The organism is Comamonas sp. MYb396, from assembly GCF_037479555.1.
Lineage (GTDB): Bacteria > Pseudomonadota > Gammaproteobacteria > Burkholderiales > Burkholderiaceae_C > Comamonas.
The window spans coordinates 147,672-159,269 of sequence record NZ_JBBGYU010000004.1 but is presented as its reverse complement, the minus strand read 5'-3'; the positions used below and the strand labels follow the sequence as shown (position 1 = coordinate 159,269).

Below are 11,598 nucleotides of genomic sequence, written 5' to 3'. Positions count from 1 at the left end.
CTAATTAATTAATCCGATAAATACATTTATCCCAACCCCCCCCTATGTCCCCGCCCCCCACCCCCCCCCCCCCCCCCCCCCCCCCCCCCCGCCCAGACAAGCCGCGCGACTCCAGGCCCGAGGGCGGAAAAAGCCTGCCCACGCCCTGCACCGAGACCCATTGCCCCCCGTGCGCCCCCCATGGCAGGCAGGCAAGAGCCTCCAGCGGCAGGGCGCCATATGCGCAGCCGCCCAAGGATCCTTTCATCGGCCATGTGCCCTGCTGGTCCCAGGGCAGCCCCCCTGGCATCGTCCAGTGCATGCTGTGCGACGCCAGCGGGCATGCACATGGCACCGTGCGGCTGATCTTTGAACCCCAAGCCCCGCTGCACTGCCACCAGGGCCAGATCCTGCAGGTGTTGCTGCCCGGTGGCTGCGGGCCCGAGATTGTGGTGACCTCCCACCCCAGCGACACCGGCGTGATGCATGGCCGCCTGCTGCCGGCCCTGGGCGCGCCCCTGCCCGCCCAGTTCGGCCCCGATGCAGCCTTTGGATTGATGTTCCAGGTCTGCCTGCGCCACAAGAGCCGCTCCAGCTGAATCCTTAAAGTCCCAAACACCGCCCGCTGTCTCTCTGGCGCGCGGTAGCTGGCCGGGCCGCTTCTACAATGCAGCAGCCCTATGACCCATGCCACGCCCCTGAGCGACGCCCTGCGATCGCGCATCCACCACAGCCTGCAGCATTTTGAGGTGCAGCGCATGGGCGGCGCCGGCCAGTCCCAGGCAGCCGTCGCGCTGGTGCTGCTGGACGAAGGCCCTGGCGCCGGGCTCGAAGGCATGCCCGCACCCGCGCAGTGGAGCAACGAGGCCGCACTGCTGCTGACGCGCCGCGCCCTGCACTTGCGCAACCACCCCGGCCAATGGGCACTGCCCGGCGGCCGCATCGAGGCAGGCGAGACCGCCGAGCAAGCCGCCTTGCGCGAGCTGCATGAAGAGGCGGGCCTGTTGCTGGCGCCCAGCCAGGTGCTCGGTTGCCTCGATGACTACGCCACGCGTTCGGGCTTTGTCATCACCCCGGTGGTGGTCTGGGCCGGTGCCACGGCCCAGCTGCAACCCAACCCCGATGAAGTGGCCAGCGTGCACCGCATCCCGCTGGCCGAGCTGCTGCGCAGCGATGCGCCGATGCTCGAGCACACCGATGCCTCGCCCCACCCGGTGCTGCGCATGCCCATGGGCAAGAGCTGGGTGGCCGCGCCCACGGCCGCATTTTTGTACCAGTTTCGCGAGGTTTGCCTGCTCGGGCATACCACCCGCGTCGCGCATTTTGACCAGCCCCGGTTTGCCTGGAAGTGAGCCTCGCCTCGCCCAGCGCCGCAAACGCTGCGCAGCGGGAGCAAAAACATTATTAAATCAAGCATATGCCCTAAAGCACCACTGGCCGGCCAAGCGCTGCCAGCATGCGACAATAACGGGCTAGACCGCAATAATAGGACACAGTGACATGGAAGCAGAACGCATCAACCAAATCGGCAACACCCTCGAAGACCTGTCCAGCCGGACAGAAGAGCTTCGGAGGTATCTTTGACTACGATGCAAAGTACGAACGACTGCGCACGGTAAACGCCTCGCTGGAAGACCCCAGCGTCTGGAACGATCCCAAGAAGGCCCAGGAGCTGGGCAAGGAAAAGAAGGCCCTCGACTCCGTCGTGCTGACCTTGCAAAAGCTGAGCAGTGAGCTGGCCGACAACACCGAGCTCTTTGAGATGAGCAAGGAAGAAGGCGATGACGCCGGGCTGGAGACCATCGAAGCCGAGGCTGCCAAGCTGCGCCCGCTGATCGAGGAGCTCGAGTTCCGCCGCATGTTCCGCAACGAGGCCGACCCGCTCAACTGCTTTGTCGACATCCAGGCTGGCGCCGGTGGCACCGAGGCTTGCGACTGGGCCAGCATGCTGCTGCGCCAGTACCTCAAGTACGCCGAGCGCAAGGGCTTCAAGGCCACCGTCGAAGAAGAAACCCCGGGCGACGTCGCCGGCATCAAGAGCGCCACGATCAAGATTGAGGGCGAGTACGCCTTTGGCCTGCTGCGCACCGAAACCGGTGTGCACCGCCTGGTGCGCAAGAGCCCGTTCGACTCCTCGGGCGGCCGCCACACCAGCTTCTCGTCGCTGTTCGTCTACCCCGAGATTGATGATTCCATCGAGATCAACATCAACCCCTCGGATGTGCGTACCGACACCTACCGTGCCTCGGGCGCTGGCGGTCAGCACATCAACAAGACCGACTCGGCCGTGCGCCTGACCCACATCCCGACCGGCATCGTCGTGCAGTGCCAGGATGGCCGTAGCCAGCACAGCAACCGCGATGTGGCCTGGCAGCGCCTGCGCTCCAAACTGTATGACTTTGAAATGCGCAAGCGCATGGAAGAGCAGCAAAAGCTCGAAGACACCAAGACCGATGTGGGCTGGGGCCACCAGATCCGCAGCTACGTGCTGGACAACAGCCGTATCAAGGACCTGCGTACCAACGTCGAAGTCTCCGCCACCCAAAAGGTGCTGGACGGCGACCTGGACGTGTTCATTGAAGCCTCGCTCAAGCAAGGCGTTTAAAAACCTGTGGCACTCCCCATGCAGCGCACCTTTGCAGCGGTGCATGCGGGGTGCCTCAGCCCCTCTATCGATTGGCTGGGCCTCCCAGCCGATACGGACCTGAAGACAAGCCCAATGCCTGCGATCGAAGCGCTGATTTTTGACATGGACGGCACCATGGTTCACTCCATGCCCTGGCACACCCAGGCCTGGGTGGAATACGCACGCCGCCACGCCATGGATCTGGATGTGCCCGCCTTCATGGCGCAGACCACCGGCAAGAACGCCTTTGAATGCGCCTGCGCGCTGATGGGCCGCACGGTGAGCCCCGAAGAGAGCGAGCGCATCACCGCAGAAAAAGAAGGCATTTACCGCGAGCTGTTTGCCGCCCATTTCTGCGCGGTCGATGGCTTTGACCGCTTTCATGCCCAGGCGCGAGACATGGGCCTCAAAGTGGCCATTGGCACTGCGGGAGACCAGGACAATGTACGCTTTGTGCTGGACAACCTGCAGATGCAGCCCCCGGCCCAGGCGATTGCGCGTGGCGACGAGGGCTTGCCCGGCAAGCCCCACCCCGATATTTTTCTGAAGGCGGCCGAGCGCCTGGCGATAGACCCGGCCGCCTGCATCGTGTTTGAAGATGCGCCGCACGGCATTGAAGCGGCGCGGCGCGCCGGCATGCGTGCGGTGGGCATTGGCACCACGCACGATGCCCAGCAACTCAGCGGCCCCCATGTTCTGGCATGGGCGCCCGATTTTTCGACCCTGCTCAACAACCAATTTTTGGAGAAGCTCCATGATGCGTGAAGGACAAGCACACACCGTGTACCGCGCCGACTACCAGGCCCCGGCATGGTGGATTGATACGGTCGACCTGACATTCGATCTGGACCCGGCCAAGACGCGCGTGCTCAACAAGATGCGCGTGCGCCGCAACCCCGATGTGCCAGCCCAGCCGCTGCACCTCAATGGCGACGAGCTGAACCTGGCCCGCGTGATGGTCAATGGCGCAGCGTCCTCGTTCAAGATGGACGGCTCGGACCTGGTGCTGGAGAACCTGCCCGAGGGCAGCGACCCGGTCGACCTGGAGATCTTCACCACCTGCATGCCCGAGAAGAACACCAAGCTGATGGGCTTGTACACCAGCAATGGATCGTTCTTCACGCAGTGCGAGGCCGAAGGCTTTCGCCGCATCACCTATTTCCTCGACCGTCCCGATGTGATGGCCATGTACACCGTGACCCTGCGCGCCAACAAGGCCCAGTTCCCGGTGCTGCTGTCCAACGGCAACCTGGTCGAGCAAGGCGACTTGCAAGGGCCTGGCAACGAAGGCCGCCACTTTGCCAAGTGGGTCGATCCGCACAAAAAGCCCTGCTACCTGTTTGCACTGGTGGCCGGCAACCTCGTTGCCCGCGAGCAGAAGATCAAGAGCCGCGCGGGCAACGAGCACCTGCTGCAGGTCTTTGTGCGCCCGGGCGACCTGGAGAAGACCGAGCACGCGATGAACTCGCTGATGGCCTCCATCGCCTGGGACGAAGCCCGCTTTGGCCTGAGCCTGGACCTGGACCGCTTCATGATCGTCGCCACCAGCGACTTCAACATGGGCGCGATGGAGAACAAGGGCCTCAACATCTTCAACACCAAGTACGTGCTGGCCAGCCAGGCCACCGCGACCGATGCCGACTACGCCAATATCGAGTCGGTGGTGGGCCACGAGTACTTCCACAACTGGACGGGTGACCGCGTCACCTGCCGCGACTGGTTCCAGCTCTCGCTCAAGGAGGGCCTGACCGTCTTCCGCGACCAGGAGTTCAGCATGGACATGGCCGGCAGCGCCTCGGCCCGCGCCGTCAAGCGCATTGACGATGTGCGCGTGCTGCGCACCGTGCAGTTCCCTGAGGACGCCGGCCCCATGGCCCACCCCGTGCGCCCGGACAGCTACCTCGAAATCAACAACTTCTACACCGTCACCATTTACGAAAAAGGCTCGGAAGTGGTGCGCATGCAGTCCACCCTGGTGGGCCGCGAAGGCTTTGCCAAGGGCATGAAGCTCTACTTTGAGCGCCATGACGGCCAGGCCGTGACCTGCGACGACTTTGCCCAGGCCATTGCCGATGCCAACCCCGGCTCGCCGCTGGCCCAGCACCTGCCGCAGTTCAAGCGCTGGTACAGCCAGTCGGGCACGCCCCGCGTGGCAGCGCAAGGTGTGTACGACGCAGAAGCGCAGACCTACACCCTGACCCTGACCCAGTCCTGCCCAGCCACCCCGGGCCAGCCAGGCAAGGAGCCCTTTGTGATCCCCGTCACCTTGGGCCTGCTGGCAGCCGATGGCCGCAGCCTGCCGCTGAACATTCGCCCCAGCCAGGCGCTCAGCAGCATCGCCCACAGCGCCACCAACCACACCGTGGTGCTGACCGAGGAATCCCACACCATCGTCTTCGACGGTGTCGAGCAAGCCCCTGCCCCATCGCTGCTGCGCAACTTCAGCGCCCCGGTGGTGCTGCAGATCGAAGAGAGCGACGACGCCCTCCTGCACCTGCTGGCCCACGACGAAGACGCCTTCAACCGCTGGGAAGCGGGCCAACGCCTGGGCCTGCGCTTTGCGCTGCAAGCGATTGCTGCACGCAGCGCCGCCGGTGCCGATGCCGCTGCACCGCAAGCCAATCTGCTGCCCGCCTCGTTTGTGCAAGCGATGCGCGAGGTGCTGCGCGATCCGCAGCTGGACGCCGCCTTCAAGGACCTGGCGCTGACCTTGCCGTCCGAGGGCTATATCAGCGAACAGCTCGACCAGGTTGACCCGCAAACCGTGCACGCCGTGCGCGAAGCCATGCGCCAGCAACTGGCCACCGAGCTGGCCGCCGACTGGGCCTGGGCTTACGACGAATGCAGCCACACCGGCGCCTATGTGCCCGATGCGGTGAGCGCCGGCAAGCGCGCACTGGCCGGCCATGCGCTCTTGATGCTCTGCGTGGCCGCCCGTGAATCGGGCGACAAGGTCTGGCCTGGCAAGACCTTGCAGCGCTACAAGGATGCGGGCAATATGACCGACCGCTACAACGCCTTGAGCGCGCTGGTGGTGAGCGGCAGCCCGCTGGCCGACGCGGCGATCCAGAGCTTCCACCAGATGTTCAAGAACGACGAGCTGGTGCTGGACAAGTGGTTTGCCTTGCAAGCCAGCGCACCCGACCTGAACGGCAGCGCCCTGCCCGTCGTGCGCGCGCTGATGAAGCAGCCCGACTTCAACATCAAGAACCCCAACCGCGCCCGCAGCGTGATCTTCAGCTACTGCAACGGCAACCCCGGTGGCTTCCACCGCGCCGATGGTGCTGGCTACGCCTTCTGGGCCGAACAGGTGGTGGCGCTCGATGCCTTCAACCCGCAAGTCGCTGCCCGCCTGGCCCGCGCGCTGGACCGCTGGAAGAAGCTGCCCGAGCCCTACCGCAGCGCGGCGGGCGACGCGATTGCCAAGGTCGCTGCCAAGCCCAAGCTCAGCAACGATGTGCGCGAGGTGATCACGCGCGCGATGGCGGACTGATGCGCCAGGGCATGCGCCAACAGCTGCTGGCCCAGGGCATTGCCGCCCTGGCCAGCCTGGCTGCCGCCATGCCCCTGCTGGCCAGCGCCCAAACCGGCCGCAGTGCCGGGGCGGTGGCCACCACCGCGCCCGAAGGCCTGGCGATCACGCCCAGCAACAATTTTGAAAAACGCTTTGCGCCGCTCTATGCCGCCGTGTTCAGCGAAGGCGGCCGTTTCAGCGGCAGCGCGATGAGCGCGGATTTGCAGGCGCTTGAGCCGATCCTTAAGCGAACCAAGGCGCCGGCGCTGGATTTTTTCCGCCTCTACTACACGCAGGCCACCATCTTCAGCCGCCGCGCCATGCCTGCCGAGGCAGGCCAGGTGGCACAAAAGGCCTTGGTGGCCATGCCCAAGCCCAGCGATCCGCAATGGGCCTACCAGCATCTGGAGCTGAGCATTGCCAGCATCCGCTGGCTGGCCGAAGGCGGGCGTTATGAGGCCGCGCTCAAACAGGCGCAAACGCTTATCACCCGCTACCCGCTGCAAGAGATTGCCAGGCTGCCCGCGCAGATGCGCTGGGACAACAGCACCCCCATCCCGCAGGCGGCCGACTACCCTACCCAGCTGCAGATACTGGGCGTGTACGAAGACCTGGGCTATGTGCTGCACGAGCAAGGCCAGTACCGCCAGGCGCTGCAGGCCAACCAGCAGCTGCTGCCTGTGGCGCGCGAGCGCCTGCTAGCGCTGGGCGAGACCCCGCGCCTGCGCGGCCTGCTGGCCAACCTGGCGCAGAACAGCTACATGATCGGCCAGGTGGACGCCGCCCGCAACTACCTGCAAGAGCGCCTGCAGATTGCCATCAGCGCAGGCGACCACGCCACCGTGTACGACAGCTATTTCCAGCTGATGGTGCTGGCCCATGAGCAAAACGACCCGCAGCAAGCGCGGCAGTGGCTCAGCGCCTATGCGCAATATGCCCGCGCCCAGGGCCACAGCGACCAACTGGCCCGCGCCGAGCAGCTGCGCGACGAGCTGAACGGCCGCGAAGCGGCGCCCCCGCCGCAACAGCCGGCCCAACCGCCAGCCCCACAGCCACCGCGCCAGCCCAAGCGCTGAGCCCACCCAGATTGACCCAGTTTGAAGGAGTTCCACCCATGAAGAAAAACATCACCCTCAGCCGCTACCTTGTCGAGCAGCAACGCGTAGACGGCCTCATCCCCGCCCAGCTGCGCCTGCTGATCGAAGTGGTGGCCCGCGCCTGCAAGCGCATCAGCCACAGCGTCAACAAAGGCGCGCTGGGCGATGTGCTGGGCACAGCAGGCAGCGAGAACGTGCAAGGCGAAGTGCAGAAAAAGCTCGACATCATCGCCAACGAAGTGCTGATCGAAGCCAATGAATGGGGTGGCCACCTGGCTGCGATGGCCTCCGAAGAGATGGACAGCATCTACCTGGTGCCCAACCGCTACCCGCAAGGCGAATACCTGCTGATGTTCGACCCGCTCGACGGCTCGTCCAACATCGATGTGAACGTGTCCATCGGCACCATTTTCAGCGTGCTCAAAAAGCCCGAAGGCCACCCTGGCGTGACCGAAGACGACTTCCTGCAGGCAGGCGCCCAGCAAGTGGCCGCCGGCTACTGCGTCTACGGCCCACAAACCACCCTGGTGCTGACCTTTGGCGACGGTGTCGCCATGTTCACGCTGGACCGCGAGCAAGGCAGCTTTGTACTGACCCAGGAGAACGTGCGCATCCCCGAGGACACCAAGGAATTCGCGATCAACATGAGCAACATGCGCCACTGGGATGCCCCCGTCAAGCGCTATGTGGACGAATGCCTGGCCGGCGTGGAAGGCCCCCGCAACAAGGACTTCAACATGCGCTGGATCGCCTCGATGGTGGCCGACGTACACCGCATCCTCACCCGTGGCGGCGTCTTCATGTACCCCTGGGACAAGCGCGAACCCAACAAGCCCGGCAAACTGCGCCTGATGTACGAAGCCAACCCCATGAGCTGGCTGGTAGAACAAGCCGGCGGCGCCGCCACCAACGGCCGCGAACGCATCCTCGACATCCAACCCACCAAGCTGCACGAGCGCGTCAGCGTGGTGCTGGGCTCGAAGAACGAGGTCGAGCGCATCACCCGTTACCACACGGAAGCATAAATTCCGCAATTTGGTCTGAGAGCCAAAATTTCACGCTATAATTTCTCTCTAACGCCGGTGTAGCTCAGTCGGTAGAGCAGCTCATTCGTAATGAGAAGGTCGGGTGTTCGATTCATCTCTCCGGCACCAAGTCAGTAAAAAGCCCGCTATCTTTTGGATAGCGGGCTTTTTCGTTATTGTTTGGGCAGCACCCTATGATCTCCATTCAAGCGAGAGTTGGTTCCTCACTCCAGACCCAAAAACGACAAGCAACCTACTACCCAAGCGCCTGATGCGCCTAGTCTCGTGAGTGACAGCGGAGTTGCTTGTGTCCATGCGGAGATCGTTACTCAGAATCAACAGATTGGGCGAGCTACCGGTTGATTCTGAGCCCACACGCCTTTAAAGACTAAGCTGCGCTTGAACGTCCGCCTAGTCGCCAGTGCAACTCCAGCGCTCGCAACATCTCATCTTGGCGCACCTTGATGACAGCCTCTGTCCAATCGCTATGCTGCAAGACTTGCGTGGTAATGGCAAACGTGCAGACGCCTCCTTTAGCGAAATAAGCGGCCTTCTTTTTTTCGAAACTGTAATTGCTGGCTGCACTATTCTTTTGGCGATTAAGAAGAGCCAGATTACCCAGTCGATGCACCCAATGCTGATGAGTCTCTCTGCTTTCAAGCCAAGGAGCCCAACTACTGTCATGCGGCGGATTTTGAGGAAGCACATGTTCTACAGTTAGTTTTCCATGCTCATAGACCACCGACCCATCTGATAGCAAACTATCCAACCTCAACAACAGTATTGACAACGCTCTTGCCGAGTGACTGTCATACAGCGGGCCCTGCAGAACGTCATAGCAATGACGCTGCTCATGTACCGACAACTGCAACGGTGAATCCTCGGACTTCAAATTTCCTGCTTGCTCGATGAATGCAGTCAATTTTGAAAAGCGGTCCATACGCTCATTCACCCAGAATTTTCGCACCAGCATCGAATATGCGAGACGCTCCAAATCGGTCAAAAATTGCAGCAGCGCTTCCGGCTCTTGCTCGTAGCGCACAAAGAAGGCCAACGCGGGCGGCACCCAATCCTTAAACTCAAGCTTGTTGAGCCACCTCAAGCGTTCATTGATCTGTTCTGCATATTGGGTGCTCGCATAGTCAGCATTCATAATGCAATCGAATGCTTTCGCCATCGGCTGCAAAACCTCAACCATGAACTCTTCAGCTGTCATTTGCTTGAGTACGTGCTCCTTAAACTCTTTGAGCAACGTACCCTGAGGTTTAGCTTTTCGATAGATCATGCGGATATGTCCGAACAAAGTTCCGAACTCATCCTGTCCCATATCCGCTTCCAGCGTTTCCCAGATATTGGAGTAAGCCACCTCGTCGCGGCTGTCAAGTGCGCTGAGAATCTCGGCCTTTAAAATATCCGTCGCCGTTAAATCAAGACCCCGGCTATTCATCACGCCGAAGATGCGAAAAGCCGAATCCAGATCCGGCGTAGATACGACCACCAGATAACAACGCGTGGTGATGAACTGCGCCAGGCGGGCTAGGTCAGCCTGACTCATACCGGCCAGCCCTTCCATCAAGGCCTGGGCATTTTCCTGCAAGCGCTTCTGGGCATCCTTGAGCACGCTCTTGATCGCTAACAAATTTGGCAAGGCATTCTCGTGCTGCACATGGTCGCGAAAAAAGTCGCGATCCCGCGCCCGCAAATTCAGGCGGTAACTGGCGCTGACACCCGTTAAAAAGTCTGCTTTGGCATACAGCAAGCTGGTAATGCCGTTTTGCAGATTGACATCCTCAATGCTGGCGCGAATAGCAGACATCAGCAGTGTCAGCGTCGTCAGGCGCTGCTGGCCATCCACTACCTCAGCGTCTGATAGCCCTTCCTTCTTGATCAGCACAATGCTGCCCAGGAAGTATGGATTGGCCTCTGCAATCTGCGCCGGAGCATCCTCCAGCGCACCACGCAAATCACTCAGCAACTCACGGGCCTGAGCTACGCCCCAGGAATAAGGCCGCTGGTAATGTGGGATGCTGAACTTGTAGTCGTTGCAAAAAATCTTGAAGAGCGGTTGCTCTTTCGCTGTCAACATACTGGGCATAGATAGCTTTCAGAGATCAAAAACTTACCTGGCCGTGTCTCTATTCACGGCAGATTCGGATGAACAGGCAATATAAGACTTAACGCAAATTGACTATGATAAGTAGTTCCCTCGAACTACTACGCCGCCGTCGACTTCGAGCAATACGCACGGAGTCTGAGCATCCTCTAAACGTTGCTGCAATTGGAATACTTGCTCTGCATCTTGCGCAATGAAGAACTGCACTTTTTCTAATGTGCTTTCGACCATCTGCGCGTTGGCCTGAGTGCTTTTCTTCAACTCGAATACGGGTTTCATTTTGCTCAGATGCACAGCTACGTGGCGTTTGGTTGCCTCCCATTGATTCAATAAGCCTTGCTCATTTTCAAGCTCGACCCGATATTGATTGCCAGCAACCAAAAATTCTTTATTGCCATCGTGCTTGATAAATAGAATTAAATTCGCTACTAGCAAACACTGCATACCCAACAAATACTCACGCTGCAAATGATTGACGCGTTTAATTTTTTCTTGAAGCTCAAGACGCAAGTCGTTGGACCCAAACCAGCTACTGGGATCAAAATCACGTACTTGCTTATGCGCATCCTCTAGATCATGGCGGAGATGTATAACCTCTGCGCGAACATCTTGAGCTTTTTGCCCCAAAATCTGAAATGTGCTCGGCAACACATCCTCACCTTGCTCAAGCAAATTTCCGACACGACGCAAATGCTCTTGGAAGGTCTGGATTTTTGCAAACCTAGATCGTTCAAGATGCTCCTGCAATCCTTTGACTTGCCGCTCAATGGCCTCAAGGCGTTCATTGATGTCTGCAAGATGCTTTTGAGCAAGCACCTGCGAAGCAATGTTCACTATCAGACCCGTATTCACTACAGACTGAAGACTTTTCGCTTCTTGAAAGCGTGCCTGCGCACCAAGCTGGGTTGAACCTTCTTTGTATACCGCACCAATAGCGCCACTACCATCTTTAGCCTGTATCAGCTTGCTGTACTCAAATGAGCAAGTCATCAACTGCTTAGAGTGACCTGCCGCAGCCGATGCAGAAGATGGAACCAATCCTAGCCAATGGTTGAATTGTGAAACGCTCTTTGAATCAAGTTTTTGCCCCTGGCCTTCAAAGTTAATTTCCCGTTCATCGAAATGGCGAATTTCCACCAAAGAACGGCCTTTTTCATCCTGCAAATCCAACGCCACTACAGCAGGAACACTTTTATCACTGGCATTCATTTTTAATTTTATACAGTTGATATTTTTTAATGATT

The 11,598-nt window shown here is 60.1% G+C and carries 9 protein-coding genes and 1 tRNA gene; 8 read left to right on the top strand and 2 right to left on the bottom strand.

Features of this window, described 5'->3' with window-relative positions:
- Window positions 1-254: 254 nt before the first annotated feature.
- From WH265_RS10985 to WH265_RS10950, 8 genes are all read left to right on the top strand, one after another.
- Complete coding sequence (locus WH265_RS10985; protein WP_339558312.1) at window positions 255-578, top strand: hypothetical protein; 324 nt, start codon at window positions 255-257, stop codon at window positions 576-578.
- A gap of 81 nt (window positions 579-659) precedes the next feature.
- On the top strand, window positions 660-1,331 hold the full coding sequence (locus tag WH265_RS10980; RefSeq protein ID WP_339558311.1) for an NUDIX hydrolase: 672 nt from the start codon (window positions 660-662) through the stop codon (window positions 1,329-1,331).
- A 148-nt stretch (window positions 1,332-1,479) separates the two neighbouring features.
- A protein-coding gene (gene prfB / locus WH265_RS10975) for a peptide chain release factor 2 (RefSeq protein ID WP_133857164.1) occupies window positions 1,480-2,584 on the top strand; the annotation gives its coding sequence in 2 pieces (ribosomal slippage) (window positions 1,480-1,560 and window positions 1,562-2,584; 1,104 coding nt in all).
- Window positions 2,585-2,698: 114 nt separating this feature from the next.
- A complete protein-coding gene (locus WH265_RS10970; RefSeq protein WP_182340774.1) occupies window positions 2,699-3,370 on the top strand; it encodes an HAD family hydrolase in 672 nt (223 codons plus the stop codon).
- On the top strand, window positions 3,360-6,098 hold the full coding sequence (gene pepN / locus WH265_RS10965; protein WP_339558310.1) for an aminopeptidase N: 2,739 nt from the start codon (window positions 3,360-3,362) through the stop codon (window positions 6,096-6,098). The genes WH265_RS10970 and pepN overlap by 11 nt, the downstream gene beginning before the upstream one ends.
- An 11-nt stretch (window positions 6,099-6,109) precedes the next feature.
- Window positions 6,110-7,195, top strand: a complete 1,086-nt coding sequence (locus WH265_RS10960; RefSeq protein WP_339558309.1) for a hypothetical protein — start codon at window positions 6,110-6,112, stop codon at window positions 7,193-7,195.
- A 38-nt stretch (window positions 7,196-7,233) separates the two neighbouring features.
- Window positions 7,234-8,241, top strand: a complete 1,008-nt coding sequence (locus WH265_RS10955; RefSeq protein ID WP_260719392.1) for a class 1 fructose-bisphosphatase — start codon at window positions 7,234-7,236, stop codon at window positions 8,239-8,241.
- Between the two features lie 53 nt (window positions 8,242-8,294).
- Window positions 8,295-8,370 (top strand) — tRNA-Thr (locus WH265_RS10950).
- Between the two features lie 259 nt (window positions 8,371-8,629).
- On the opposite strand, the gene WH265_RS10945 is transcribed toward WH265_RS10950, so the two are convergent.
- Together WH265_RS10945 and WH265_RS10940 are read right to left on the bottom strand one after the other, a co-directional pair.
- Window positions 8,630-10,327 (bottom strand): DUF262 domain-containing protein, encoded by a 1,698-nt coding sequence (locus tag WH265_RS10945; protein ID WP_339558308.1) that lies wholly within the window; start codon window positions 10,325-10,327, stop codon window positions 8,630-8,632.
- Between the two features lie 102 nt (window positions 10,328-10,429).
- On the bottom strand, window positions 10,430-11,563 hold the full coding sequence (locus WH265_RS10940; protein WP_339558307.1) for a hypothetical protein: 1,134 nt from the start codon (window positions 11,561-11,563) through the stop codon (window positions 10,430-10,432).
- Between the last annotated feature and the right edge of the window lie 35 nt (window positions 11,564-11,598).